Annotated in this window: 42 protein-coding genes and 1 pseudogene; 2 read left to right on the forward strand and 41 right to left on the reverse strand. The window is 36.0% G+C overall.

Translation table 11 applies throughout. The features are described from left to right. Positions 1 to 7: 7 nt before the first annotated feature. From ACY9Z2_RS03235 to ACY9Z2_RS03250, 4 genes are read right to left on the reverse strand one after another with little or no spacing between them, the layout of a single operon-like run. The gene (locus tag ACY9Z2_RS03235) at positions 8 to 412 is read right to left on the reverse strand and encodes a VOC family protein (protein ID WP_463608161.1); all 405 of its coding nucleotides are present in this window, start codon (positions 410 to 412) and stop codon (positions 8 to 10) included. A gap of 15 nt (positions 413 to 427) precedes the next feature. Beyond that, the gene (locus tag ACY9Z2_RS03240) at positions 428 to 787 is read right to left on the reverse strand and encodes a VOC family protein (protein WP_463608162.1); all 360 of its coding nucleotides are present in this window, start codon (positions 785 to 787) and stop codon (positions 428 to 430) included. A 35-nt stretch (positions 788 to 822) separates the two neighbouring features. Next, positions 823 to 1,290, reverse strand: a complete 468-nt coding sequence (locus ACY9Z2_RS03245; protein WP_463608163.1) for a VOC family protein — start codon at positions 1,288 to 1,290, stop codon at positions 823 to 825. Positions 1,291 to 1,304: 14 nt separating this feature from the next. After that, positions 1,305 to 1,490, reverse strand: a complete 186-nt coding sequence (locus ACY9Z2_RS03250; RefSeq protein WP_463608164.1) for a hypothetical protein — start codon at positions 1,488 to 1,490, stop codon at positions 1,305 to 1,307. A gap of 222 nt (positions 1,491 to 1,712) precedes the next feature. Between ACY9Z2_RS03250 and ACY9Z2_RS03255 the strand changes: the two genes are divergently transcribed. Next, positions 1,713 to 1,871: a hypothetical protein gene (locus tag ACY9Z2_RS03255; protein ID WP_463608165.1), complete on the forward strand. Its 159-nt coding sequence runs from the start codon at positions 1,713 to 1,715 to the stop codon at positions 1,869 to 1,871. Between the two features lie 274 nt (positions 1,872 to 2,145). Continuing rightward, positions 2,146 to 2,370, forward strand: a complete 225-nt coding sequence (locus ACY9Z2_RS03260; RefSeq protein ID WP_463608166.1) for a hypothetical protein — start codon at positions 2,146 to 2,148, stop codon at positions 2,368 to 2,370. A 48-nt stretch (positions 2,371 to 2,418) separates the two neighbouring features. Here ACY9Z2_RS03260 and ACY9Z2_RS03265 read toward each other — a convergent pair whose 3' ends face one another. From ACY9Z2_RS03265 to ACY9Z2_RS03445, 37 genes and pseudogenes are all read right to left on the reverse strand, one after another. Further along, the gene (locus tag ACY9Z2_RS03265; RefSeq protein WP_463608167.1) at positions 2,419 to 3,069 is read right to left on the reverse strand and encodes a response regulator; all 651 of its coding nucleotides are present in this window, start codon (positions 3,067 to 3,069) and stop codon (positions 2,419 to 2,421) included. Position 3,070: 1 nt separating this feature from the next. After that, positions 3,071 to 4,708, reverse strand: coding sequence for a GAF domain-containing sensor histidine kinase (locus ACY9Z2_RS03270; protein ID WP_463608168.1), 1,638 nt, complete (start codon positions 4,706 to 4,708; stop codon positions 3,071 to 3,073). Positions 4,709 to 4,948: 240 nt separating this feature from the next. Then, positions 4,949 to 5,368 (reverse strand): hypothetical protein, encoded by a 420-nt coding sequence (locus ACY9Z2_RS03275; RefSeq protein ID WP_463608169.1) that lies wholly within the window; start codon positions 5,366 to 5,368, stop codon positions 4,949 to 4,951. Between the two features lie 14 nt (positions 5,369 to 5,382). After that, positions 5,383 to 5,937, reverse strand: coding sequence for a GNAT family N-acetyltransferase (locus ACY9Z2_RS03280; RefSeq protein ID WP_463608170.1), 555 nt, complete (start codon positions 5,935 to 5,937; stop codon positions 5,383 to 5,385). A gap of 103 nt (positions 5,938 to 6,040) precedes the next feature. Continuing rightward, positions 6,041 to 6,874, reverse strand: coding sequence for a P-loop NTPase family protein (locus tag ACY9Z2_RS03285; RefSeq protein ID WP_463608171.1), 834 nt, complete (start codon positions 6,872 to 6,874; stop codon positions 6,041 to 6,043). A 229-nt stretch (positions 6,875 to 7,103) separates the two neighbouring features. After that, positions 7,104 to 7,715, reverse strand: coding sequence for a class I SAM-dependent methyltransferase (locus tag ACY9Z2_RS03290; protein WP_463608172.1), 612 nt, complete (start codon positions 7,713 to 7,715; stop codon positions 7,104 to 7,106). A gap of 174 nt (positions 7,716 to 7,889) precedes the next feature. Next, positions 7,890 to 8,795 carry a hypothetical protein gene (locus ACY9Z2_RS03295; protein ID WP_463608173.1) on the reverse strand — a complete coding sequence of 302 codons (906 nt, stop codon included), beginning with the start codon at positions 8,793 to 8,795 and terminating at the stop codon, positions 7,890 to 7,892. Next, positions 8,792 to 8,998 carry a hypothetical protein gene (locus ACY9Z2_RS03300; protein WP_463608174.1) on the reverse strand — a complete coding sequence of 69 codons (207 nt, stop codon included), beginning with the start codon at positions 8,996 to 8,998 and terminating at the stop codon, positions 8,792 to 8,794. Before ACY9Z2_RS03300 ends, ACY9Z2_RS03295 begins: the two co-directional genes overlap by 4 nt. 15 nt (positions 8,999 to 9,013) lie before the next feature. Next, complete coding sequence (locus ACY9Z2_RS03305; protein WP_463608175.1) at positions 9,014 to 9,913, reverse strand: hypothetical protein; 900 nt, start codon at positions 9,911 to 9,913, stop codon at positions 9,014 to 9,016. A 359-nt stretch (positions 9,914 to 10,272) separates the two neighbouring features. Then, positions 10,273 to 10,980, reverse strand: a complete 708-nt coding sequence (locus ACY9Z2_RS03310) for a class I SAM-dependent methyltransferase (protein ID WP_463608176.1) — start codon at positions 10,978 to 10,980, stop codon at positions 10,273 to 10,275. Between the two features lie 17 nt (positions 10,981 to 10,997). Beyond that, a complete protein-coding gene (locus ACY9Z2_RS03315) occupies positions 10,998 to 11,723 on the reverse strand; it encodes a hypothetical protein (protein WP_463608177.1) in 726 nt (241 codons plus the stop codon). Positions 11,724 to 11,740: 17 nt separating this feature from the next. Then, positions 11,741 to 12,007, reverse strand: coding sequence for a hypothetical protein (locus ACY9Z2_RS03320; protein WP_463608178.1), 267 nt, complete (start codon positions 12,005 to 12,007; stop codon positions 11,741 to 11,743). Position 12,008: 1 nt separating this feature from the next. Then, positions 12,009 to 12,455: a GNAT family N-acetyltransferase gene (locus tag ACY9Z2_RS03325; protein WP_463608179.1), complete on the reverse strand. Its 447-nt coding sequence runs from the start codon at positions 12,453 to 12,455 to the stop codon at positions 12,009 to 12,011. Between the two features lie 7 nt (positions 12,456 to 12,462). Next, positions 12,463 to 13,353, reverse strand: coding sequence for a metallophosphoesterase (locus ACY9Z2_RS03330; RefSeq protein WP_463608180.1), 891 nt, complete (start codon positions 13,351 to 13,353; stop codon positions 12,463 to 12,465). Next, positions 13,346 to 13,813, reverse strand: a complete 468-nt coding sequence (locus tag ACY9Z2_RS03335; protein ID WP_463608181.1) for a GNAT family N-acetyltransferase — start codon at positions 13,811 to 13,813, stop codon at positions 13,346 to 13,348. The genes ACY9Z2_RS03330 and ACY9Z2_RS03335 overlap by 8 nt, the downstream gene beginning before the upstream one ends. Positions 13,814 to 13,881: 68 nt before the next feature. Then, entirely contained in the window at positions 13,882 to 14,334 is a 453-nt protein-coding gene (locus tag ACY9Z2_RS03340) for a GNAT family N-acetyltransferase (protein WP_463608182.1), read from the reverse strand. Between the two features lie 103 nt (positions 14,335 to 14,437). Continuing rightward, the gene (gene mntA, locus ACY9Z2_RS03345) at positions 14,438 to 14,842 is read right to left on the reverse strand and encodes a type VII toxin-antitoxin system MntA family adenylyltransferase antitoxin (RefSeq protein ID WP_463608183.1); all 405 of its coding nucleotides are present in this window, start codon (positions 14,840 to 14,842) and stop codon (positions 14,438 to 14,440) included. A gap of 20 nt (positions 14,843 to 14,862) precedes the next feature. Further along, the gene (locus tag ACY9Z2_RS03350) at positions 14,863 to 15,279 is read right to left on the reverse strand and encodes an NUDIX hydrolase (protein ID WP_463608184.1); all 417 of its coding nucleotides are present in this window, start codon (positions 15,277 to 15,279) and stop codon (positions 14,863 to 14,865) included. A 12-nt stretch (positions 15,280 to 15,291) separates the two neighbouring features. Then, positions 15,292 to 15,630, reverse strand: coding sequence for a hypothetical protein (locus tag ACY9Z2_RS03355; protein WP_463608185.1), 339 nt, complete (start codon positions 15,628 to 15,630; stop codon positions 15,292 to 15,294). Between the two features lie 16 nt (positions 15,631 to 15,646). Then, on the reverse strand, positions 15,647 to 16,027 hold the full coding sequence (locus ACY9Z2_RS03360) for a hypothetical protein (RefSeq protein WP_463608186.1): 381 nt from the start codon (positions 16,025 to 16,027) through the stop codon (positions 15,647 to 15,649). Positions 16,028 to 16,059: 32 nt separating this feature from the next. Beyond that, positions 16,060 to 16,185 carry a hypothetical protein gene (locus tag ACY9Z2_RS03365; RefSeq protein WP_463608187.1) on the reverse strand — a complete coding sequence of 42 codons (126 nt, stop codon included), beginning with the start codon at positions 16,183 to 16,185 and terminating at the stop codon, positions 16,060 to 16,062. Positions 16,186 to 16,306: 121 nt separating this feature from the next. Further along, positions 16,307 to 16,849: a GNAT family N-acetyltransferase gene (locus tag ACY9Z2_RS03370; protein WP_463608188.1), complete on the reverse strand. Its 543-nt coding sequence runs from the start codon at positions 16,847 to 16,849 to the stop codon at positions 16,307 to 16,309. Beyond that, positions 16,837 to 17,223 carry a DinB family protein gene (locus tag ACY9Z2_RS03375; protein ID WP_463608278.1) on the reverse strand — a complete coding sequence of 129 codons (387 nt, stop codon included), beginning with the start codon at positions 17,221 to 17,223 and terminating at the stop codon, positions 16,837 to 16,839. The genes ACY9Z2_RS03370 and ACY9Z2_RS03375 overlap by 13 nt, the downstream gene beginning before the upstream one ends. Next, positions 17,114 to 17,623, reverse strand: coding sequence for a hypothetical protein (locus ACY9Z2_RS03380; RefSeq protein ID WP_463608279.1), 510 nt, complete (start codon positions 17,621 to 17,623; stop codon positions 17,114 to 17,116). The genes ACY9Z2_RS03375 and ACY9Z2_RS03380 overlap by 110 nt, the downstream gene beginning before the upstream one ends. A 46-nt stretch (positions 17,624 to 17,669) precedes the next feature. Beyond that, positions 17,670 to 18,014 (reverse strand): hypothetical protein, encoded by a 345-nt coding sequence (locus ACY9Z2_RS03385; protein ID WP_463608189.1) that lies wholly within the window; start codon positions 18,012 to 18,014, stop codon positions 17,670 to 17,672. 56 nt (positions 18,015 to 18,070) lie between these two features. Then, complete coding sequence (locus tag ACY9Z2_RS03390) at positions 18,071 to 18,277, reverse strand: hypothetical protein (RefSeq protein WP_463608190.1); 207 nt, start codon at positions 18,275 to 18,277, stop codon at positions 18,071 to 18,073. 42 nt (positions 18,278 to 18,319) lie between these two features. After that, the gene (locus ACY9Z2_RS03395) at positions 18,320 to 18,604 is read right to left on the reverse strand and encodes a hypothetical protein (RefSeq protein WP_463608191.1); all 285 of its coding nucleotides are present in this window, start codon (positions 18,602 to 18,604) and stop codon (positions 18,320 to 18,322) included. A gap of 24 nt (positions 18,605 to 18,628) precedes the next feature. Then, complete coding sequence (locus ACY9Z2_RS03400) at positions 18,629 to 19,171, reverse strand: hypothetical protein (protein WP_463608192.1); 543 nt, start codon at positions 19,169 to 19,171, stop codon at positions 18,629 to 18,631. Positions 19,172 to 19,327: 156 nt separating this feature from the next. Further along, positions 19,328 to 19,537: a hypothetical protein gene (locus ACY9Z2_RS03405; RefSeq protein WP_463608193.1), complete on the reverse strand. Its 210-nt coding sequence runs from the start codon at positions 19,535 to 19,537 to the stop codon at positions 19,328 to 19,330. Continuing rightward, a pseudogene (locus ACY9Z2_RS03410) lies at positions 19,527 to 20,015 on the reverse strand (sigma-70 family RNA polymerase sigma factor). Before ACY9Z2_RS03410 ends, ACY9Z2_RS03405 begins: the two are co-directional and overlap by 11 nt. A gap of 217 nt (positions 20,016 to 20,232) precedes the next feature. Next, a complete protein-coding gene (locus ACY9Z2_RS03415) occupies positions 20,233 to 20,961 on the reverse strand; it encodes a metallophosphoesterase family protein (RefSeq protein WP_463608194.1) in 729 nt (242 codons plus the stop codon). 21 nt (positions 20,962 to 20,982) lie between these two features. Further along, positions 20,983 to 21,582 carry a hypothetical protein gene (locus ACY9Z2_RS03420; protein WP_463608195.1) on the reverse strand — a complete coding sequence of 200 codons (600 nt, stop codon included), beginning with the start codon at positions 21,580 to 21,582 and terminating at the stop codon, positions 20,983 to 20,985. A gap of 30 nt (positions 21,583 to 21,612) precedes the next feature. Continuing rightward, positions 21,613 to 22,038, reverse strand: a complete 426-nt coding sequence (locus ACY9Z2_RS03425) for an ester cyclase (RefSeq protein WP_463608196.1) — start codon at positions 22,036 to 22,038, stop codon at positions 21,613 to 21,615. Positions 22,039 to 22,041: 3 nt separating this feature from the next. Further along, positions 22,042 to 22,368: a hypothetical protein gene (locus ACY9Z2_RS03430; RefSeq protein ID WP_463608197.1), complete on the reverse strand. Its 327-nt coding sequence runs from the start codon at positions 22,366 to 22,368 to the stop codon at positions 22,042 to 22,044. After that, a complete protein-coding gene (locus ACY9Z2_RS03435) occupies positions 22,362 to 23,003 on the reverse strand; it encodes a hypothetical protein (protein ID WP_463608198.1) in 642 nt (213 codons plus the stop codon). The genes ACY9Z2_RS03430 and ACY9Z2_RS03435 overlap by 7 nt, the downstream gene beginning before the upstream one ends. 290 nt (positions 23,004 to 23,293) lie before the next feature. After that, entirely contained in the window at positions 23,294 to 23,560 is a 267-nt protein-coding gene (locus ACY9Z2_RS03440) for a hypothetical protein (protein ID WP_463608199.1), read from the reverse strand. Positions 23,561 to 23,574: 14 nt separating this feature from the next. After that, positions 23,575 to 23,781 carry an isochorismatase family protein gene (locus tag ACY9Z2_RS03445; RefSeq protein WP_463608200.1) on the reverse strand — a complete coding sequence of 69 codons (207 nt, stop codon included), beginning with the start codon at positions 23,779 to 23,781 and terminating at the stop codon, positions 23,575 to 23,577. Positions 23,782 to 23,784 lie beyond the last annotated feature (3 nt).

A 23,784-nucleotide genomic window follows, 5' to 3' on the forward strand; every position in this document is an offset into this window, starting at 1 on the left:
CCCTTTACTATATCCCTTCCGTATTCATGAGAACGATCCTCCAACCGTCTGGATCCTCAATCGTTATACCTTTTTCCTGCCAATATTCATTTTCAGGCTCTGTTGCTTCATAACCCATTTGTTGAAGCCTTTTGTACACACTGTTAATCTCCTGTTTTTCAGGAATATAAAAGACTAGTAAATTGTCTTTGGTTGGTGCTGGACACGGACTTCCATCAACATGTTTTGTAAATTCTAAATGATACGGTAGGTCAGGTAATCCATAGATCAAACCTGTATATCCACGATGCCCAGAAAAATCACCCAGTCGGTTCAAACCAAGTCCATTTTCATAGAAATCGATAACTTCTTCAAATTTGTCCGTAGGTCTTGCTATCCTAAATTGTGCTGCTGTGAAATTAGTAAACTTCATGATCATTCTTCCTTCCTAATCAATGCTATTTATCTCAATTCTATTTCCATCTGGATCTACGAAAACGGCAATCGTACCCCAGTCGAAGGCTAGCTCTTCTTCAATAAACCTTACACCCTGTTCCTTTAACTCACTAACCGAATCTCGTAGTGAATTAGAATTAAACCGAATTACTGTAGGGTTTTGTTTTCTGTTTTTTTCTCCGTCTAATCCAAATCCATCCCGTTCCACCATAAAGTAACCATTGCCGACATTAAACGTAACGAGATCATCTTTTACCTTTCTTACTGGCAACTGCAATTTATTTTTGTAAAAATCAACACATTCATCATAACGTTCTACGAATAGAATGACACCAAATTCTTGATAAATCATATGGTTACTCCTCCTCTCCTTTTAATAGGATCCATTTAAAGCGAATACTGCGATAGTAACTCTTCCCACTCGCCAATCCACAATTTTTCCTTTATCTGCTTTAACCCTTCTGGTACATCGACATAACACATTAATTCCAAACTATTACCGTCCGGATCCTTAAAATAAACAGAACCATTGCTTTGATATGGTCTAATAAACGGTTCAACTGATTTTCTACTACCAAATGGTACTGGTTCAATATCCAATGATTCCAACCATGACAAGGATTCTTTTAAGTTTTGATAGGATACCCGGAAAGCTATATGACGCAAGGAAGGATGATATTCTATTTTGTATTGGTCCCCTTCCCAAAGACCAAGCCATGACTTACCTTTTTCTATCCAGAAAAAAACAGAACCATTATTTTGCCATGCCTGTTCCAGACCTAACTTTTCATAAAATTGGATAGATTTTTCTAGATTCTTAACTGGTAAATGCGCTTCGTATAATCCTTCAATCACTCGTTCCAACTCCTTTATATACAGCAACATCTGTTTTTAAATTGTAAAAATGGAATAGCAGAAAGCATGGTTTTATCCTTCTTATATCGAGCTTTCTCATTTAGTTTTTCAATCTTCAACTCTTCCATACAGCTGACCTTTTCAAGCTGGACTTTTCGTTCTGCAACTTCAAAGTTAAATGCGTATTCGTTAAAAGTCATTGTGCGTTCCTCCCTTAGTACTTCTACGATTATCATACGAGTTATTTCCACCTTAGTCGTCGGGAAATGGAATGAATTTTGCATTAAAAAAACCCCTACTTTACTAGTAAGGGTTTCTACGACTTTGGTCTGATATATAAAGTTGACTTATTCAACAGTATGCAATATATTTTACATAAGGGTATGAAAATGCCCTACCCCTTTTGGAAGGGGGTGATGATAGTGGATATGATATTACTTCTAACGGCCATGATCGGTCTCGTTACGGCAGTAGTTGGACTTGTTACGTCTATTGTAACAACGTACCGCGATTTACGTAGCCGAAAAGAAAAGAATCCTTCTCCGAGCCAACCGGATAAGGATTCTAAAAAACACCACTGAGGTTTAAGGGGGAAACCCCTTTCCTCATCCACTATTATATTCATATAATATCCTTACTATTCTATTTTTGTCAAGAAGCTGGACTCATTGCAAACTGCCACTTTCATTATTAGTATTGCCTCAATAGTGATAAGTCGTATCACATTTGCCATTCTATCCAAGTATTAGAAACTTGGCTTATCGCCAAAGCCTTAGTTGCACTTATGCAGTAAGAAAGAATTTATGCTTTCTTATCTGCCAAAAGAAGAAATAATTAAAAATGGAGGTAAGTGTTATGATTTCCAAAAAGCCTGTACAGTATTACGGACTAAAGGAACTATCCGATCTTGCCAAAGAAGAAGGAATCGCCTACAGCACACGGCAATTGTCCGTATACAAAGGGAGGGGCCAATTACCCGAACCAACAGTTATGATTGGAGACAAAGCAGGCTGGACAAAAGAACAACTCGACGAATGGCTTGAACAAGTTAAACAGAAAAAAAGAAATAAGAATCAGTAGAATGCTAGTTATAAACCACTACGGGAAATGTAGTGGTTTAATCGTCTTCTAGTCCTCAAACAGTTTATTTTTTACCGCAAAAATTGCTGCCTGTGTTCGATCATGTAAATCAAGCTTGCTTAAGATGCTACTAACATGCGTTTTTACCGTTTTTTCGGTAATATATAATTCTGATGAAATTTCCTTATTACTTTTACCAAGCGTCAGTTGATACAATACATCCTTTTCCCGCTTCGTTAATCCAGAAATGTTAGCCTCAACCTCATTTGTTTTATCCTCTGTCGACATATGAGTCAATAAAAGATCAGTAGCTGAAGGATGCAACTGCTTCTGCCCTTTACATGCAGCATAGATGGTTTTAACGAGTTCCTCCGGCTCAATATCTTTCAGCTGATAACCAACAGCCCCCGCTCTAAGTGCAGGCAGAACATGATCCTGATCGGAAAAGCTAGTTAACACAATTACTTTGACCTTCGGATACTTGGAAGCTATCTGTTTAGTCGCTTCCACACCGTCCATAACAGGCATCATCAGATCCATTAATACTACATCAGGTTTTACTTTTTCTATTGCTTCAAGTGCTTCTTGACCATTACTTGCCTCACCTACAATTTCGATGTCATCCTGTGTATTCAGGAAAAATCGTAATCCATGTAAAACAACCAAATGATCATCTACTAGCAACACGTTAATTGCCATTTCACTGTTCACCCGCTTCTTTGTTTCCTATAGGAAGAAATACGCTTATCGTCGTTCCGTTATTGGGATTGCTTTTTATGGAAAATGTACCTCCTAGCAACTCTGCGCGTTCTCGCATTGTAACTAATCCGAGTGATCCACTATTCTTTTTCGTAGCGAGGTCGCAACCTTTGCCATCATCTGAAACCTCAAAGTATACGCTATCGTCGTTCGTTTGAAGTTTTACAGATACCTTATTCGTGGCAGCGTGCTTAGTCACATTGTTGAATGCTTCCTGTCCAATACGCCATAACGTTTCTTCAACAGCACGTGGCAAATTATGAACGCCAGAAACATCATCTAAAACGGTTAATCGAAGCGTATCCCCGTATGTTTTCAATGCAGTAATTAAGCCTTCTTCCAATCCTACAGGTCTTAATTGCCAAATCAATGATTTCATTTCTGCAAGTGCACGCTGTGCTAAATCTTTCATACTATCAAGTGCGTTTTGGAGCGCTTCATCATCTTGCGGGAGCATTTCTTTCATACCTTTACTTGTTAAGGACAACGAGAATAGCTTTTGATTAACAGAATCATGTAAATCCCTCGCAAGTCGATTTCGTTCATCGTAAACTAAAAACTCCTCACGCTTTTCGGTAACATGAATACTCTCAATGGTTAATGTAATGTGATCAGCAAGTGCCTTCAACACTTCCCTATCACTTTCAGAAAAAACATTATACCCGTTATCAGCAACCATGATTACACCATATCGATCACCGTTCAAAGACACTAGCGGCACCGTAATAGACGATTGATATGGTGTAACGCCTAACGCCTGTAACTGATGGCGAGCAGACCGATTCACGATAAGTTTATTTTCCGATAAGGCTTTCGCGGCATCATTTTCGCTATCCAAAAAAATTGGGTTAACATCGGAAATTGATTGACCGTTGTTGATTGCCTTTAGCCGAAGTCTGTTGCCTTCTCGTATGTAAAAAGCAACAAGCGGCCAGCTAAAAATATCCGAACATTTTTGTACAACCTCTTGCGGAAGCTTTTTCAAATCAGATATTCCCCATGTGAAACGAACAACCTCGTCTAGTAATGCAAAATTCTCCGCTCGTTGTTTTTGCGATTGGTAAAGTTTGGTTCGCTTAATGGCTGTTCCAATTTGATAAGCTACCGACTGTAGTAAGGTAAGCTCTTCCTCCGTAAAATGCTGTTTATCAGGGGCAGCAACATTTAAAATACCAAAACGTTCTTCACCAGCAGATAACGGAACGGTCGCATGATGTGTCAGCCCATTCGTTTCTCCCCATGAATACTTGTTGGCATCTTCCAACCGTTTGCATTCAATTATGTTAACTGGTTTGGTAAGCTTCTCATCCCAGTATTTATTCAAGCAAAAACAAGTGCCCTTACACATTGGTTTATTATTTTCCCATGATAATGCTGGAGGAAGATTGTGACTCGCCACAAAGTTATAGTACGGTTTTTCATCATCCACTAAAAAAATCCAGCCCGTTGTCAAACCGGTTACCTTTAACAACTCAGCAAGCACGGACTGAAGCATTTTATCCAAATTATTTGAACGGTTTAACGTTTCGGCAATAATCTTTAACACGTTTAAATCGTTTTCATTCGCATTCACAGACACTTTCTCCACCTACTTATTCCGAAAAAACTTGTATGTATATTATCAATCATTGTAAAGGTTAGGTCTAGTGTATCGTTTATACGTGTCGAATTGGGGAACGAAAATGAGATACTGGCTGGATTCCGAAAATACTGGCCAATTGTTTAAAGATACTGGCGAGATTGAAAAAATACAAGCCAGTTCTCAAGAAATACTGGCCATATTTTGAAAATACAAGCCAAATCAAGAACACGGAAAAGACTATTTTACCTTCACCAAAATAAACAGCCCCAAATATACAATTGACATGATTAACGCATATGTACCATAACCTAGAGCTAGTAAACTATTTCCTCCAAATAAGGGCGTAATAAAGATCAAATATAGAGGATATTGCACCGAAGCGATTGCATCCAACAAAGCATTATTCATAATAATTTCTTCAAATACTTTTGTTATATACACAATAATTCCAGCTATAATCCCTCCGCCAGTTAGTACTAGCAAGCCTTTTTTATTTCCTTTCATAGAAATCCCTACAAAAACTATTAAAAATAGGATACTAGCAATCAGGTTGGAAAAATTCAACTCTCCGTCTGGATATTTTATAGATGGTATCAAATTTACAGAGAAAGCTATAGCATACGCTAAAATCAATACAATTCCTAAAACGTATTTCAATACAAATGCCCCCTTTACACATTTTTCTTATATTCATCTTTTAAAATCGAATACATGTACAAGTCATCGAACTTTCCACATGTATACTCGTAATGCCGCAGTAAACCTTCTCGTTGAAAGCCTTGTTTTTCAACGAGCTTTAATGAGGGAAGATTGGCTGGTTCGATTAACGCCTCAATTCGTTCAAGTTGAAAGTAGTCAAAACCGTATGCAACAACTGCTTCTAGCGCTTCACTGGCTATCCCTTTTCCCCAGTAGCTATTGCTTAATTCGTACCCAATCTCGGTTCGATAATGTTTGGAGCTCCTATTCAAAAATCCACAACTTCCAATAACCTTATCTGACTCCTTCAATGTAATTCCCCATCTAATTCCAGAATCTTTGTCATAAATGGAGTTGTACCATTCAATTTCGTCTATTGCATCTTCTATCGATTGAAAAGGTTCTAACCCCATATGTGCTACAACAGCTTGATCAGAAAGGTAGACTAACATATCTTTTGCATCATCTTTTCTTACCTGTCTAAGGATTAACCTACTAGTTTCAATGATTGGAAACTCTTTTCTCATGAAATTGTCCGCCTCTCGTTATAAAGTGAAACTACATTCAGTGGAGTTTTACTGCCCGTTAAGGCGGTATAAAGGGACCGGAAGCTTTCCAGTCCCCTTGGTTTTATTTTAGGTACTTCGTCAACTCAGATTTATGTCCAAGCCTGTCATACCACGTATTATTTATATGAATAGTTTGGATCCCGAGCGACTCTATTATTTCATTTTCAAGCTCAAATCTATCCTTTAGCACTTGAATTGTTCCATTCAATCCGCTTAATCCATGCGCTTCACCATAACCCTGGCTAGTATAGTAGTGTATAAATCCTTCAGACCACTGCTTGGAACGCTCTTTAACTGCTTTTTTAAAGGAACGCTCTACACTATCTTGCTCCACGTATACTAGAATGGGGTTCAGATCTTTAATACTATCTGTCAGTTGCTTAACATAATCTATGATGATTTGTTTATCCGCATTAAACTTAATCATTCCAATGGTAACAGGGTTTTGAATAAAACAACATTCGAAAATGTACGTTTTATCCTCCATCTGTGCCTTCCGTCCAAACTCCCGCCATCTGTTGGTTATAAGCTCCATATGTTTTCCTAGTGGCAATTCATAAATATCTTTCTCATAGAAAGTCTGAATCAAATTGTCAGGTAGCTTCGGATCAAGCTCTTCAATCATCTTTTGGTAAGGTAAAATATAGCCTTCATTTTTAAAATATGCCTTGTTCATTAATAATTGTTTGAACTCACCACTCATGGCTAACAATTCATCAAATTCAACCTGTGTAAAATACGCTACACCGTCATAATCGGCAGGATGATCCAAGTTTCCTTCAAGAAAAAGATCCACGTTAACCTTTTTCTCTGTTAAAATTTCACGAATAAGTTGAGCAGTAGTGGTTTTGCCAAACCCAGGTAGACCTTCAATTAATAGTAATTTCGTGTTCATCTATTATTTTTCTCCTTGTATTTTAATCTGGTAGTTTATTTGTAATATCAATCATTCGGATCACCTCCACTGTTGTATTTTCGCAGCATGATTTACTCAAATCCTGATAAATCCATGAAACTGACTGATAACCACTCTGAAGTCGCTGATAAATCCTCGGAAGTTCCTGATATCCCGTGGAACTGACTGATAAATCGCCAAAACTCGCTGATAAAAATTTTCCCCGAGTTTACTTTCGCAACAAGATCGACTGGAAAGCAAACGTTCCTCCAACCACATCAGCAGGCACGACCTCAAAGCTTTCCACTGTGAAAAATTCAGATAGTAACGCTTGAATCGCTTCATCTTCATAAAAAGAAAAAAACCGCTTCGGCTCGTAAAAGTCGTCTTCCCAAACGCCCTCCTGATCCTTACCTCCATAAACGCCCATGAAAAATAACCCTGATAGCTTTAATACACGTTTAATCTCTGTTAACACATCCCTAATTTCATCCTTTGGTACATGCAGCAAACAGTTCATTGCCCAAATTGCATCAAAATGGTTATCCGGAAAATCTAGCTTTTCGAAGCTCATCACATCTGCTTTAAGCCCTTTTTCCCTACACAGATTTACCATCTCTGGCGATATGTCTGTACTATATGTATTCAATCCTTCATGATGGAAAAATAAACTATCTTTACCTGGCCCTGCACCAACCTCTAATATACTTTGCTTCTTTTCCTTTTTTAATAAAGCAAAAAACGTATCCCGCACATCTATTTTCCATTGTTGTTGCTGCGATGAATCACGGTCTTTCGCAGTTTTGTTGTATGAATTGATTATGTTTGTTTTGTTTGTCATAGGTTAACCTCCCAAAAGTACCCCTAAAGATAAAAATAAGATAATAAAAGTAAATGAGATAGTTAAAAAAATGGTGTTATTTTTCGTATCTACTCATATCTGATTTTTTTCATTATGGATACTAAATTGATACAAAATGTAATACATGCCATAACTAAAACTAAAAACCACAAATTAAACCACATCCATTTTTCGATAAATTCTTAACTGAAAATCCTCGTCACTCCATACAGCTAATAAATCGGTTATATCGACTATCTGCCATGGGTTAAACATTGTTTGACCATGTTTATTGAAAACTAATTCATCGTCTAACATAAACGCTGCATGTACTGGAGCTCCTTGGTTAGTAAACCAGACTAAAACATCCTGTTTTGTCATTTCCGCTACTTCCATTTGGACAAAATCATTTTCGCGTAATACATGTAAAAACGCGTCCGTTTGCATCCACTCTACAATATAGTCCATATTCTTTGTCACTGCTGTAGCAACGGCCGCAAAACAGTTAGGTCCGTTAATTGAAGGAAAATGATTCACAAAAGAAGCCAAATATGGAAATGTGGTTTCTACAAACTGTTCCTGTCCGACTGAAGCAATTTCGTCTGTCCATAAAGCTGCATAGTTTAATAGAAAGGTAGTTCTTACTTCTATTGATAACTGCTTCCAAGCATATTTTTGCAATAGTAGAATTTCCTCTTCTGTCTTCAACCTAGTAGAAAGGAAGTTATCGACAGATTCGTGATACTCACCAAGTAACTCTCGAAACAATCGCTTTCCGAATACCATACCTCGTTTCAACAGCCATTGTTGATGAACGATTTCTTCTTGGTGTTCTTGGTCTAATCTTAGAAAATCCTCATTGCTCAAGATACTCATATAGTTGGCATCCTCGCTTACTGACCATGTTTCAAAAGAAGTACGAGTATCTAAATTAAAATTATTACGTGTTTCATCTATTTCTTCTATTTTTATGTAATCAGGTTTTTCTTTAAAGTAAAATAGATCGAAAGCTGGTACTAATTTTTCATCCCAGCTTTTCAACGTCTTTTCTGATATCCTACAACCTCGTACTCGCTTCATCTACTAATCTCCACTTTCACATCATTACTTTCTTGAAAATCACTACCATCATGAAAGTAATCCTGAATTAGTAAATAGATCATAATTGCACAAAAAAGAAACACGGCAAATACCGCTAAGGCGAGGAATGTTTTGACTATGATACTGATCACCTTTATCCACTTCGGACTAAACCATTTTCTTACCTCACCAAATACATTCACTTCACCACCACCTTGTTATTTTTCAATTCGATCAAACGCTTTGAACAACAGCAAATAATCCAATGTCAGCACACCCTGCCATTCTACTTTTGCCCGTTTCCAAACATTCTCGTATTGTCCCCATGTCCATGTTGGTTCCCAGCTTCCGTCTTCCAGCTGTTTTTCTAATAAATAGTCCAGATTAGTAGGTATAACATCTGAAAAAAGTCTGTAGTAACGAGATGCTGGCGATGTCACTACTTGAATCGGTTGTAGGCAATACGATTGCCATTTTTCTGGATTAATCTCCACACATTCCAAAACAATTTCGTTCAGTTTTTTCGAAATAGACGCTGCTTCCTGTTTAGGCATTCTTTCTTCCAACCGCAAGTAAGACAGCAATTCATGGAATTCATACTCCGTTAAGTCATCTAAATGTTCTGTCGCAACTTTTGCTATATCACGAATTAGTTGTTCTGGCACCAGCGAATGATACTCATAGAAAAAACCTAGCAACTCTGCATTCGGATTTCCCCAGTCCTCGCGGGTCTCTTTGTAATTCCACCAAGGAGAGCGTGGAGCTGACTCCACCTCTCTTGGTACCTGTTTCCAACCCATTGAATTCTCCTCGAATGTATCAATAAGGTAGTTGATAGCTTTTTGCACCATTTCATTCTGCGCATCCGCCTTTACCTGTGACAATAGCTTTAATCCAATTGATGTGGCTATAGCTGATGAGGCTGCACAACGGAAGTCTGGTTCTAAGGCATTTCCAAAGCCACCATCTTCATTTTGAAATTTTGCTAGTTCATGTAAAACGGCTTCTCGGCTCCCTGATTCAAACTCATATTCGAAAATAGCCCTTTCTAACCCTCTCCCGTTTGACCTTAAGAAATCTCTTGCCTTTTCAAAACGTTCCGTCGATAAGTTTGCCATCAATGCGCTCCTCCTCATAATGATTTTCTATAGTGATCTAGCTTGTTATGAGTTCCTCACTTAATTCCTGTAGCCACTTTGGATACTTAACAATTGAAGACTAAATTGGCATAGAAAAAGCTACAGAATTATATAGCATAACCCTGTAGCTTACGATCGTTTCATTCCAGCTGAACAAGCCTATGCCATACCTAGGCCCATTTCATTTCGTCAAAAATATGTATTACTTCTGTCCGTATGAGTGAGCGGCAATTAATTTATTCTTCAAGGTTATCTTTGTGAATTTTTCCATAAAGCCGTGTCTCACTCCCCTCCGTAATTGTAAGAAAATTGTATCATCTAGTTGAATGAACGTCAATTTAGTTTTTTCCCTTGATAAGTAAAAAGTGTGGATTTTTCATCAGATAGTTGTAGGAATCAGATTTCTTATCCTTCATCGTTTCTAGAGGTTTTGGTTCAATTAATGATGTTAACGTAAAGAATTTTGTAGTGCTTGCGATGATGTCCTGCATTGATCTTCTATAGAAGCTTACATCGATGCTTATAGTTGGCTTATGCCAGGTTTCCGTTAGAAGTCTCTTCTCAAAATAATTCTCCACTTCATCATATCGAGTGAAATCCATAAATGGGTGATGTGTTGAAAATAAAAATGTCCCACCCGGCTTTAGCACTCTACTAAATTCTTCAAAGGTCAACTCCCAATCCTTTAAGTAGTGCATGGTTAATGAGCTGATAATGATATCAAACTCTTCATTTGGGAAAGGAAGCTTTTCTTGTAAGTCATGGCAAAAGATAGTTGCTTTATCCTTTAGCCTCCGTTTAGCAGCCTCAACCATTTCTGCGCTCAAATCTATACCAGTAACCGTTGCACCTCGCTGAACCAACGCTTCCGAATACCAACCAGCTGCGCATCCAGCATCCAGAACCTTTAATCCATCTAAATTGTCTGGAATCTGATTCATCATAGCTGGCCGTTCATAATCTGTATTGTACGGACTAGCATGATCTACATTCTCTTCATATGTTTTTGCTAAATCGTTGTATGTTTCTTTGGTTGATTTATTCAATGTAGTACCTCCTTCGCTCAATTCTCATCAATTGTAAATAAAATTTCTATATCGTAATCGGAAACTTTCTTATCGCTAAAACTCGCTTTTTGATTAATTATCTTGGGAGTTACTAAAATCTCTTTTTTAGTTACGTTACTGTATATATCCTTATAGTTTATTGTCAGTTGGATAGAAGGGATTTCTGCTGGTTCATAGTGATCTTCTACATACAAATGAAACAAGAAAGACAACGTCTCTAGATAGGAAAAAGGTATATTAATTTTAGTCGTTGAATCTTTCAATAAAACTGGAACATATCCCGATACATCTTTATCTAAAAAGGTAACCCCATTCTCCGTATGCAGTTGTTTTCCCTCGACAAATTCATAAATGTATTTGCCGATATCAAAACGCTGAATAATCCTGATGAAATTATCTATATCAAAATACCAATTAATATCCACATTTTTGGCATGGCCTTCACCTGCATTGATAACATTTAAAGCAGGCATTCGACCCTGTTCTATAAAATTTCCATATCCTTTATTGGGATTATACTTTAAACGAATCTTTTCGTTAGTAATATAAATATCCGGTCTGCTTTGGGAAATTCGCTGTTGTTTCATTTCTTTTAATTGAGCAGAAGAACTTATTGCAGACTTATTTGCTGCATGAGCTGACATCCAAGCTGCTACTCCTGCACCAAGTGTTCCAATAGCAGAGACAACTTGGATCCATTCGTTTATACTTAATCCCCACACTGAATGAGCCTCCCTAGCTACTTACTCATTTTTTTGTCAGTTAGATACAAAACTGTTCCACCGAATACAAAGATAATCATGGATAGAAGCATATACGCTGCACCGTCAATTCCTTCTATTTTCACATTTCCGATGTACATCAAAATAACGGCACTTATAATGGCTATACTCGATGGTAGGAAAATGATTATTCTTGATTTATTTGCTTCACGAAATTGTCGGGTTAATTTGATTACCGATAAGCCCGCAAGCACGCCTAAAATTGTACATAAGATAAATAACAACTCAAACATCTCCATCTAGATTTTTCTTAAACACATAACTAACTTTATCATAATTCATTTTATCTTCGTAAAAACGGTGTGCATCTGTACGCTGTAAACCTGATGACAATGCTACCGAATCATACCCGTTTTGCCGTGCCCAATCGTGCACGAAAAAGAGAAGCTTTTCACCGTAACCCTTTGACCGAATCCGTTTATCTGTTACGAGGTCACACACCCAGACAAAACGACCATAATACAGGGTAACCATCGGTTTAAAACCGACAACTGCAACAATTTTGTTATTGTCGTAGAGCGCAAATAATCGGTACATATCTTTTTCTCTAGCCTCTGTTACTAAATCTAGGTAGGTTCTTTCATATAGGTGAGTTCTAAGTTGGTTAATAACAGGAAATGCCTTCATTACTTCCTCATCAGTTTTTAATTCTATAACACTATTAAAAGTCATTATCACACTACCTTTCTAAAGTTACACTGACCACTTCCGGCCGATTAAAGATTCGCTGGGAAATAACGCTATTTCCTAAACCCCTACTTACAACCATTGTTGAGCCGTTTTCTGTATATTTGCCAGCGGTATATTTAGGAAGTAGTCCTTGATTTGGTGCAATCAAACCACCTATAAAAGGAAGTCTAAATTGACCACCATGAGCATGACCAGAAAAAGTAAGGTCAACATCGAATTCCTGATACAAAGAAAACATTTCTGGTCTATGTGACAAGAGAATAGTGAAATCGGTCTTAGTACTATTTTCCATAGTTTGTTTTAAGGATTGGCGAACAACATCATTTTCAGCATAGGACTCTTCTATATTAGCAGGATCATCGATTCCTATAATTGTTATTTCGTCATTACCCCTTGTAAGAACTTCACTTGAATTTCTGAGAACACTTATCCCGATTTCTTTTAATTTTTTTTCTAAACTATTTAATTCTTGTGACCACCATTCATGATTCCCTGTTACAAAATAAGTAGGTGCTAAGTCCTCAAGTTGAGTCATTAAATTTACAGCAGGTTCTAGTTTTGGGTTTTTACCATCAATTAAGTCGCCTGTAAAAACAATTATATCTGGCTTTTCATTTTCTACCCTATCTATAAGCCTTTCTTGATTTTCCCCAAACCATTTACTATGCAAATCAGATAAATGAACAATTTTAAAACTGTCAAACCCTTTTGGGATAGAATCTGAACTTACTTGTATTTTAGTAGTCATTAAAAAGTTATTTTGGTAATAGGAAAAACTGACACCGAGTACTATACTTATTAAGCTAATAATAAACCATTTCTTACTAAAGAACTTAGATATGCGATCGTTTGTATCGGATTTTTCTTTTTCCTCAGCCATGAACATTCCCTCGCATCCGAATTACTTTTCCATCTATTTCTCTTCCAACCGCTTCCATACCGTTTTTATTGTAAAAAGCAATTGCCCGTTTATTTCTCGGAGCCACTCTAAGATGGTATTCACTCACACCATTCTGAACAAAAAATTTCATCGCATAATCATGTAACTTCTGACTTTTCCCTTTACCTCTAGATTCAGGATTTAGGTAATACAAATGAACATATCCAATCTTCTTTCCTTCATATTCTCGAATCGATAGTTCCAGTTGTCCTATTGGCTTTCCACTTTCCTCAATTATCACGAATCCTTCAGGAAACTCACTTGCTTTTTTCTTTATCCAATCTATGTATTCTGTTTCATTGAAATTAGTAGTTTCGCCAAAACTAACGAGGAATGAATCACGACGGAAATTTGTAATTGTATGGCAATCGGTTTTGATGTTTATCTTTTTAAACTGCATATTGATCATCCTTAATTAGAAATCGATACCACAAGTTTCCTATTTCCTCCAACAAAAAAATCCACCTTCTATTCTAACTGTTTAAAGTGTGTGGAATTAGGATATTTCGTATCTTTTATAAATCCCATGGCAACGTAAAAATCATCCGCTTCCGGGGTACTATTTAGCACTACTGTGGTAAAATTGCATTTCGCATGGCTTAGCAGCTTTTCGACTAAAGCTTTTCCAATCCCATTTCTTCGTTGATTTTTTGCTACATAAAACCGTCTTAGTCTACCTATCTTGTTGTCATTTGAATAGGGATTAATATTCAATCCACCTAAAGCAATTATTTCTCCGCTTTCGGAATAAACTCCGTACAAAGCTTCTCCTGGGCGACTGAAAGTATTTGTTCCAGTCTTATAATCATTTACCAGCCTTTCTAGAAACCGGAAGCCTTCCTTTTTACTTTGCGTTACTAGATTTTCTAGGTGTTTTTCAAATAGATTGGTAATTGGGGTAATGGTAGGTTTCTTATTCATTGTCTGGCTTCCCCCAATAATATAGAAAACCTGCTGTTGCAATGACTCCTACCACTAGAATGATTAATTGCATAAACATTATCGCCTCCCTCTTAATACAATATCATTCTCCATAGATTTTCCCTCTTTCAGAAACTTCTTTAATAATTTGTGCTCGTTCTTCGTTTAACCTAGCGTACATTTTATATGTTTTTATTTCAAAAATAGTTTTTTTATTATCATCTGAACAATAAATAGCTTTTCCTGTATGAACAACCTGTGCTTGAAAAACCGTACTGGAATCATTCAGATCAATTAAATCCACATCCTGATCTAACTTACTTGCCAATTCCTGAGCAATTATAAAAAGGTCATACTTATCGATTGGTTTGCCATCTCCTACAAAGGCAATGTCAATGTCACTATCCGGTCGGTCTGTACCATCAACAGTTGATCCAAACACATAGATAACATATGGAGAAAGCTTTTCAGTCAACATATTAATAAGTTGTTCTGTCTCTTTCTTCATTAACTCGCCTCATCTCTACTTCATTTGTGAACCTTGGCACCCGTAGCATACTCTATCAGCAATTCCTTATCATCTGGAAAAGAAAGTTCCAGATTTTCTATTTCATCAGCGGATTTCCACGCAATTTCATAAATTAGTTCATCCGGATCCTGGATTTTTGCCTCGCCACTATGTAACTTTACCTCATAATAATGAACTTCTACAGGAATACCAAACGATGTTCCTTCTTTTTTGAACAAGTGTTTTACGATATCTACATTGTATCCTGTTTCTTCCCATATTTCTCTCATACAACAATCCTCATACGTCTCATTTTCTTCCTTGCCGCCAGATGGAATAGTCCAAAGCTTCTTTTCTTCCGGTAGCCCTTGCTTGACCATGAGAATTTTATTTTCTTCGTTTACACAAATTCCTGCTGCACCATACCACTTTTCCATAAGAACCTCCATTTAATAATGCTTTTCTATTTTTTCCGTTTTGTTATATAAAATTATTGAACTAATAAGATAAAGCGAACTGGTGACTATAAAAAGTTTAAATATACTAGGTGTCAGTGCAAGATATAAGCTAATAGGTAACGACCACAAAAACGCTATTATCATCAATTGATATCTTGATGATAAAGATGCAACTATAGCTAGACAGGCAGGGAGGAGTAGCATAAAGAACGTATTAATGACCACATCCAGATCACCTACATTGTTATAGGGATTTGCATAGTTAAGAACTATCCATAGAAAAATGCTAGAAACGCCAGCAACTAAACCTACAATTTTTCCTGCCTTCACACCTAACCCTCCATTTTTATTGCACTTGAATTTTTTTAGCCACCTTATTATCAATTTCATTATTTGGTCCAAGATCGTTAACCCAAATTTTCACCTTTTGATTCACTATTAACTCTTTGAAAGTATGCACACTCCCCTTGATTTCAGTATTATCATCAATTAAGATCTCATAAGCTGGGTACGATGCTTCAGGGTCCACATCATCTGTACCTACCATGATACTCCCATTGTTAATTTCGAGAATGATGCCTTGAAAATGTGCGCTACTTGGAGAGAGAGTCGTGGGTACAGTTTGGGTATTAAGTTCAGGACTTGATGGATTGTTGGTAGCATGTTTACCGCATGCTGCAACTACTAAGGTGAGAATAAAGAAAATGATGATTAAATACCTGCCCATACAAACCCTCCTCAAGTTTTCCTGTTGGTAACCTATTTACTCATACGCCAATTCCAGTTTGCATTGATTGTTTCCATAAATTCATCAATTTCTTGCTTTGATATGTTCTTTTCTCCAGTCTCTTTATTGGCAAACGATTCAAGTTTCCACGTATCCACGTATGGTTTATTAGGTTTCTACCATCTCACGCCAATTATATAATCCTCTTCATTTATTTTCGCTTCAACTATTAAAATATCTCCGTGTAAAATAAAGTTCTTCATATGCACCCTATATCACCTAACTTTCTTCCCATCCGTATGCAACTTCTATTAGCTCACTGTCTCCAATATTGATCTGCTTTTCGTCTATTAAATTCCATTTAAGTTTTTCATAAAAACGTCGATACTTGTTGTCCTTTAAAACCCAGACCATGATGGAATGAATATTACTTTCTTCTAAACTTCTAACTAGAGTTGAAACTAATTTGGTTCCTACCCCGGTACTTTGGTAGCTCTCGAGTAGGTATATTGCATAAAGCTCACCCTTATATTTATATTTTTTAGTTCGTTCTCTACCACCATGAATAAAACCAACAATCTGACCGAGTTGATTTTCTACTATAAAAATGAAATTGTTCTTGTTATTCGCTATGATAGTTTGCCACTTTTTTATTCTAGATTGGTAGTGTAAAGAAGCTAAAAAATCCTCAGATAAAATTCCTTTGTAGGCAGACTTCCAACTACTTACACTCACTTTTGCAATACCTTCTGCATCTTCTTCTCTTGCTTTACGAATAACAATATCCAATGTATTCACCTCTAATAACACTACATATTCCAATCGACTTGCCATTGTCTTGGAAGATCTATTCCCGCTTGTTTAAAAGCAACATAATATTGCCCCTGATGGATTCCTTCGTGATGAATTGCTGTATGTAATAACTCTTCAACTGTTAAATTTTCTGCTCCAATTTTCACTTTTACAATCTTTGTTTCACTGAACATACGTGTTAAATTAGTACTGCTTCTTCTTAATTCGGTAATAATATCGGAATCAGATGCGACAAATTCTCCTGGAAAATTTACAACTCCAGTATGCAAAGCATCACAATAAATATCCCGTACTCTTACCATATGAAGAAACAACTTCCTCAGGGTACCCAACTCCGCAATTAGCTTTTGATCCCAGTGTTTTTCTGAAACCTCCTCCGCCAACTGATTTGTCAGTGTTGCTGCATAAATAAAGCCGTCTATATTCATAAAAGTTATTCACTCTCCTAGCTGTACTAAATATCTTTTTTTGAATACCGCCATATTCCACAATCAAAATAGCTTCAAGTTCCTCTGTTGAAAAAATTTCTGCCCCTAATGGAAGTCTGTTTGCCATACCCTCGGTTATTTGGCCAAGCTTTTCATCCTTAGTCAACTGTTTATCCTCAATCCAGTCTACACCAGTACTATAAACACGTCCTTCAAACTCAAAGAGATTTGCATCAGAATTTAACTCCAATACTTGCTCTTTGTTCAACTCACCACCATAACCATGACCCGGCGAACAGCTTATAAGAAAAGTAGCGATTATTAAAAAGGTTATTAGAATATAAAGTGACTTCATGGAATCAACTCCTTACCGTCAATTCAAGCTTATTCCTGTTTATAGTTCATTCTATTTTATTTTCTTTTAAAAAGGTTATCAGCTTTTCTCTTTCGTTCGTTTCATAAATTTTTTTCTCTGTATCAAATACCATAAAGACAGGGATTTCTTCTACATCTAGCCTTGCACTTTCAACAGACATCTCATGAACAATAGAACTGACATCTCCCGACAAATTATGCTTTTCTAATTCTTCGAAAGTAAGAGTTGACTCTTTGCTAGCAACCATGTAAATCGAGTAACCACCTTCATCCTCAGACAAAAGATTCTTATATTTACGTGATTCTAGACTTTGATCCGAGCATCCAGCTAAGAAAATTCCTATCAATAAAAGCAATAGAAGTTTTCTCATTTTCCTCCCCCCTTATAAATCTAGACATCTACCTATTTAAAAACTTATACATCTTCCTACTCTGCTTTTTTATTCTTTCCACCAAACTGAGTAAACCAAAATAATAAGAGACCAGCATTTAAAATGATAAATGTTATCCCTATCTCACCCGTGGTGATGACTGTATAAATTGAATGCGCTAATAATGCGATTTGATAAAACCAAAGTGTAATTACGACAGATTTATGAATATCTTTAAATTCAATTACTTTTTTCTTCTTCATGACTTCACCTCAAAAGTGTATAGCTAAAAGATTATTCCTAACTTATTCAATTTCCTCTAATTCATCAGCTTTTTTTCCTAGATATAACGAATACTTAATTAGACCAACAACTATTGATGAAAAAACAACCGTAGTTATAGACGTGGAGACTGCCAATTCTTTGAAACCGGCGTAAATTGCTAATGCATATCCCGCTACTCCACTTACAATTATCACCAAGTAGGAGAAAAAGCGGGGTAATAAAAAACTTACTACCCCGCTTAAGATCATGACTAGCATAATAAATATAATAAAAGGGAAATTTACATAGATAAATAGTCTAAGCATCGCCTCTCCTCCTACTAAAATGAACTATTCCTTTCCCTTCACGTCAATTGTAAAATTCAATTCCGTTCCTCTTATCGTTAACTCAACGTTTCCTGTTTCTTCAAACGTATAAGGAGAAAGTTTATAAATCCCTGCAATTTCATTAATTTTAACGTCTACCTTAGATACGCTTGGTTTCCAAAGTACCTCTTTTCCAGAAGGGTAGCTAATCATTATTTCCGTTTTTTCATTAAGGTTTAATTCTTCCCATGTTACGATGCGTATTGTTGTTTTTTCACCTTTATACACGAGGTCATCTGCATAATAGCCAATATAACCAATATCACCAAAAACGGTATATTCTCCACCATTTACACTAATGTCTAAGAAAGGTGGTTGGTACGTGATCTTGGCATAAATTCCGTATCCAAAGGACAATACAGCCGCAATGGAAAGTCCAATCATTAGTTTTTTAAATGCACTATTTGAGAAATTACTCATCATTTCAGAGGCACTCGCGTATCGATCGATGAACCATAGGACAGCAATAACGAGAATAATAGCAAAACCGACAAAGATATAAAACATAAAATCAATCCTCTCATTATTTTTCGAAGATAGCTTTATATAAAATATATACGTTTTAAACAACAAAAAGTTTCAGATAAGATTAAATTGTCAGAATTTATTAATAGTAAAAGTTTGGAGTGGTAATAAAAATAATGCTGATCAATACTTATTGTTCTATACAAGAATTATATACAGAATGGCTACAAAGCCGATTAATATAATGATTGATAGTAGTCTATAGAATAATTTACCACGAAGCGTATTTGCATTTTGTTGTTGAAACCATTGAAAAAATTTATCTTTGTCATTTTTCGTTAGCAAAGGGTCATTTCCAATGTAGTTGTCAATTTCTTTTTCGAGACTTTTATTTTTTTTATTCAACATCGTAACCCTCCAACAGCGTTTTTAGCTTACTTTTCCCACGCATGATTCTTGTTTTAACTGTAGATTCGTTCACATTTAGTGATTGGCTAATTTCCCTGATACTGAAATCTTTGTAAAACTTTAATACAATTACTTCACGATATTTTATCGGTAAGACAAATACAGCATTTGCAATTGTTTCCTGCCTTTCCTTTTCTAACGAGGTTTGTTCAATGGAATGTTATCTTCTAGAGGTTTTTGCCTGTTCGTTAAGCTGAATAATTCGGTGGATCGGAGAACGCAAATAATCTTTACACTTGTTAATAGCGATTCTGTATAGCCAAGTTTTCAAGGTGGAATTTGCTTGAAAGCTTTCTAGACTTTTAAAAGTTTTAATGAGGAATTCTTGAAAAATATCGTCCGTCTGCGCATGGTTTTTCACGTAGGTGAAAATTAATCTCTTGATTTCCTCCCCATAAGCATCCATAATAAAATGCATTATTTCTTCTGTGGTTTTTTCTAAGATTTCACTATCTCTCTCTTGTTGCAGCAATAATAAACACCTACTTTTTTTGTTTAGTAATCTTTAGACGGTTTAAGCGTTGGAAAAGTCCCGTTTTACTAAAAATTTTACATGGATTATCCTTCAATCAATTATATATATTCTTATTCCGACTGGTAATTTATTTAATGTTCCGCTTACATCGTTATCTCTATTAATAAAAAATATCCAACACACTTTCCTTCCTCGGTATATCCGTTTCTTTTAAACCTTTTACAAACGAATCAAAATCATATGGCACATAGTTTTGGTTTACTTTAAAACCATTGTAATCTATATCAATTATTCCATACCGAGCGTATGGTTGATTAAAGCAGCCAAGGGATCCTGGATTATAGAATGTCTTTGTATCACAAGTAAAATAATGTTCACTATGATCGTGGCCAAAAGAAATTAACGAATACGCATCCAAGCCACTGATACAGGAGAAATTTTCTTCTGAAGGCATTCCCGATTGATCGAAAGGATCTTCGCATAGGTGTGCATTATGTAAAAGAGGGCTCATTGGGTAATGAATTAGGTGAAGCTTTACTCCATTAATGTTTTTATTGATGATGCGCGGCAGATTGCTTAAATACGTAATATATTTCCTTTCCATTCGTTCTGCTATCCACTCATGGTGCGGCATCACATTCTGTCTACTTGGAGGATAGGGTTCATTATTCACTACAGTAAGAACAGCTTCGTCGTGGTTTCCGGTAATCATAGAAATATTATCAAATTCCAATAATGCTTCAAATACTTCATTTGAAAATGGACCAATGCCAATCATATCCCCTAGACAATAAATATGATCAATTGATTTATTTCTTAGGTCCTTAATGACTGCTTTCAAGGCATGTATATTGCCATGAATATCGGTAATGATTGCTATTCGGTACATAATTTCAACCCACCTAATACATTAATCTATTGAAATAACTTTTCCCTTGGAATTAATACCACGAAAAACAAAGTTACCAATATTAGAATTACCTAACCTACTATAATTAGCAGCATACCCATCTACAACCTCCATCTGAATAAATACCGAGGAAGTCTGCTTTACTTTGGAAATTTCTTTGCTTTTTTTAGAGTTTTTATCATTACTAACAACTACCGTTACAATGTCATCGTCTATTATTTCAGCAGCGAATAAGACATCATACCCTCCATCATCTCGTTGTGTAGCATTCCAGGATAAATGCATTTTTTTATCGTCGGACACAGCTTCAAGAGCAGAAACACTACTAGCCCTATAGACTACTCCCCACACACGATCAATTAACTTTACATAGCTTCTATTCTCCGTTTCTAAAATATATACGCTTTTATCACCATATTCTCGTTCATACACTATTTCTCCCGTTGTGTACGGAAATGATTCCATTACAGCTTTTCGTTCATCAAAAGAATAATTACTTGCTAGTGTTGGAATGAGGTAGAACATTACTAATGCTAGTAATAACAAGAATAAATAACGCCATTTGAATTTCCTATCCTTACTATTAGATAATCTAGTCACAACCTAAAACTCCTCCTCACACTACTAGAATCATTCAACCCCAAACTCCACACCTAGTTGCTGAACAACCTGAAGATCACTCATCTCACACCATTGTTTAACTACTTTCCCGTTCTCGATTTCAAAAATAATAATTCCAGTTTCTTTAATTCGTTGATTTTTAGATGGAATCTTAAGCATTCCGCCTTTGTATGTACTGAAACCGGTGTACCTAGCAACTATCTTATTTCCTTCTTCAACCATGTCATTTACAATCCATTCGCTATCAACAAAAGCATTTCGGTACCAAGTCAACCAATTTTTAAAATTATCCCTACCAACAAAGCCTTCATCATGACCTTGTGAGAATGTCACCATATCTTCAGCAGCAATTTCATCAACGACCTGCAAATCTCCCTGTGTAAAAATATCATCAAACCACTTTTTAACGATTGTTTCTTTTTCGTGAGTTGGCATGTTTTATTCCCCCAAATACTGAAAAATTTCATTCCCTATTTCCGAAAGCAAAATTAAATTTGGCATATATAATAAAAATGGGATAAGTAAGTAAAATATAGTGGTTAGGTTGAACTTATCTTTTTTAGGTAAAATCCATAACATCGTAAAGAAAAAGAATGGATAAATAAAAATAATAGACATTGCAAAATCTAGTAAATTAGCTGGAGAATGCCCTAACAAAGCTAAAGTTATTAATGCACCATACTCCACCACAAGATACGTACCAATTATCCACCAAAACCACTCTGGCTGTGTCAATTCCTCCTTTTCATTATCCCACTTCACCAATTACTTTCCACCTTAATCTTGAACAATAGAACCGCTTCATCTTCCTCTATCATTTTCTTTAATTGTTCTATGTCTTGTGGGTTGTATGTTCTAAAGGAATTTCCCACTTGCCTGTATATGGCTAATAGTTTAGATTCACCCAGTTTCAGTCTGACTTTTTCATTACCTATTGCGTAATCCCATGTACTACCACCTTTAGAATTCAAAAAACTTCTCTCTGTACTGAATTGCCTACTACTTCCACTTGGGCTATACATGAGTAATTCGTGTTCATTTTTTCCGACATCTAAAATACCGAATCCTAAATGTACATCTTCTTCACTTTTAAGATTTACTTCCCCAGCACTTTTAAATAAAATTGGTTCTATTTCCTCTCCATCCTTATAACCTTCAACCCACATCGTTAACCAGTATTTATTTGATTGAGGAAGGTTAATAGAGAAGTCAAACAATGTACCCAATCCTAAACTTTTAAAGGCATGCATATATTCAGAATTGGGTTTTGCTTCAATCGTTATGATTGCACCTTCGCTTTCACTAAATTTAGCTACATCATCATCGGTAAATTTGTACATGAAAATCATTCCAAATAACAGGATACAAATGGGAATGATCCAGTGATAATTGTTTTTCAAAATTCTTCCCCCTATAAAAATTAACAGGTTTATTTCTTTTATTTATATCGATAAACCTAGTCTGTCAGTCTAGTTATTGGTCCCAGTATATTTCCTTTCCTTCACATGAGCCACGATGTTCCCGATTATTCCATAAATCAAATAGATGCACCATAACCCGATAAAACAAGCTATTATGCCTCGTCTATTTTCGATGCTCATAATGGCCGTTATTACACTCCCAATTAGCAATACACTCATAATAATTAAGTTTACTTTTAAACTATTTTTGTACATATAACCACTCCTTTTTATTCAGTAGTTACGTTTTTCTTTGGTAAATACTTCGTAAAATAGGTACCAACTAAAATAAGCGCAACTGACAAAGTCCAAGTTACTAACCCAAAAAAGTTAAACCAGTATCCCACAAGATTAATTAACCCAACTAGGTAAAAGCACATTGTGGTTAAAACGCTTTTTATTCCTGTTACATTAGTACTTTTATATTTTTTGATTGTTACTGAAACCGAAATAATCAATAGAATGAGAAGTACACTAGTTAGTATGATTGGTATCAAAAAACTCCTCCTTTTTAAATGTTATAGCCTCGATCATATGCTGCAATTGCGATAAATAAGCAGCAGTATTCTGTACTTAAGCCAGTTATAAATAAATGATTAATGTTCTTCTTTTCATTTATTGTGTTTGTGAGTTCTGTGTTGTGGAAGGAGCTTGGGGTAGTTTTGGAGATGAAACAATATGATGGATACGATTGAAATGTATGTGAAAATCTTGTCACCAA

It is taken from the genome of Virgibacillus sp. GM2-2, assembly GCF_055329585.1.

Coding starts and splice junctions, on each gene's coding strand:
- ACY9Z2_RS03235 (WP_463608161.1), bottom strand. CDS start 412: ATGAAGTTTACTAATTTCACAGCAGCACAATTTAGGATAGCAAGACCT.
- ACY9Z2_RS03240 (WP_463608162.1), bottom strand. CDS start 787: ATGATTTATCAAGAATTTGGTGTCATTCTATTCGTAGAACGTTATGAT.
- ACY9Z2_RS03250 (WP_463608164.1), bottom strand. CDS start 1,490: ATGACTTTTAACGAATACGCATTTAACTTTGAAGTTGCAGAACGAAAA.
- ACY9Z2_RS03260 (WP_463608166.1), top strand. CDS start 2,146: ATGATTTCCAAAAAGCCTGTACAGTATTACGGACTAAAGGAACTATCC.
- ACY9Z2_RS03265 (WP_463608167.1), bottom strand. CDS start 3,069: ATGGCAATTAACGTGTTGCTAGTAGATGATCATTTGGTTGTTTTACAT.
- ACY9Z2_RS03280 (WP_463608170.1), bottom strand. CDS start 5,937: ATGAGAAAAGAGTTTCCAATCATTGAAACTAGTAGGTTAATCCTTAGA.
- ACY9Z2_RS03285 (WP_463608171.1), bottom strand. CDS start 6,874: ATGAACACGAAATTACTATTAATTGAAGGTCTACCTGGGTTTGGCAAA.
- ACY9Z2_RS03290 (WP_463608172.1), bottom strand. CDS start 7,715: ATGACAAACAAAACAAACATAATCAATTCATACAACAAAACTGCGAAA.
- ACY9Z2_RS03295 (WP_463608173.1), bottom strand. CDS start 8,795: ATGAAGCGAGTACGAGGTTGTAGGATATCAGAAAAGACGTTGAAAAGC.
- ACY9Z2_RS03305 (WP_463608175.1), bottom strand. CDS start 9,913: ATGGCAAACTTATCGACGGAACGTTTTGAAAAGGCAAGAGATTTCTTA.
- ACY9Z2_RS03325 (WP_463608179.1), bottom strand. CDS start 12,455: ATGACTTTTAATAGTGTTATAGAATTAAAAACTGATGAGGAAGTAATG.
- ACY9Z2_RS03330 (WP_463608180.1), bottom strand. CDS start 13,353: ATGGCTGAGGAAAAAGAAAAATCCGATACAAACGATCGCATATCTAAG.
- ACY9Z2_RS03335 (WP_463608181.1), bottom strand. CDS start 13,813: ATGCAGTTTAAAAAGATAAACATCAAAACCGATTGCCATACAATTACA.
- ACY9Z2_RS03340 (WP_463608182.1), bottom strand. CDS start 14,334: ATGAATAAGAAACCTACCATTACCCCAATTACCAATCTATTTGAAAAA.
- mntA (WP_463608183.1), bottom strand. CDS start 14,842: ATGAAGAAAGAGACAGAACAACTTATTAATATGTTGACTGAAAAGCTT.
- ACY9Z2_RS03350 (WP_463608184.1), bottom strand. CDS start 15,279: ATGGAAAAGTGGTATGGTGCAGCAGGAATTTGTGTAAACGAAGAAAAT.
- ACY9Z2_RS03360 (WP_463608186.1), bottom strand. CDS start 16,027: ATGGGCAGGTATTTAATCATCATTTTCTTTATTCTCACCTTAGTAGTT.
- ACY9Z2_RS03380 (WP_463608279.1), bottom strand. CDS start 17,623: ATGAAGTCACTTTATATTCTAATAACCTTTTTAATAATCGCTACTTTT.
- ACY9Z2_RS03385 (WP_463608189.1), bottom strand. CDS start 18,014: ATGAGAAAACTTCTATTGCTTTTATTGATAGGAATTTTCTTAGCTGGA.
- ACY9Z2_RS03390 (WP_463608190.1), bottom strand. CDS start 18,277: ATGAAGAAGAAAAAAGTAATTGAATTTAAAGATATTCATAAATCTGTC.
- ACY9Z2_RS03395 (WP_463608191.1), bottom strand. CDS start 18,604: ATGCTTAGACTATTTATCTATGTAAATTTCCCTTTTATTATATTTATT.
- ACY9Z2_RS03400 (WP_463608192.1), bottom strand. CDS start 19,171: ATGTTTTATATCTTTGTCGGTTTTGCTATTATTCTCGTTATTGCTGTC.
- ACY9Z2_RS03405 (WP_463608193.1), bottom strand. CDS start 19,537: ATGTTGAATAAAAAAAATAAAAGTCTCGAAAAAGAAATTGACAACTAC.
- ACY9Z2_RS03415 (WP_463608194.1), bottom strand. CDS start 20,961: ATGTACCGAATAGCAATCATTACCGATATTCATGGCAATATACATGCC.
- ACY9Z2_RS03425 (WP_463608196.1), bottom strand. CDS start 22,038: ATGCCAACTCACGAAAAAGAAACAATCGTTAAAAAGTGGTTTGATGAT.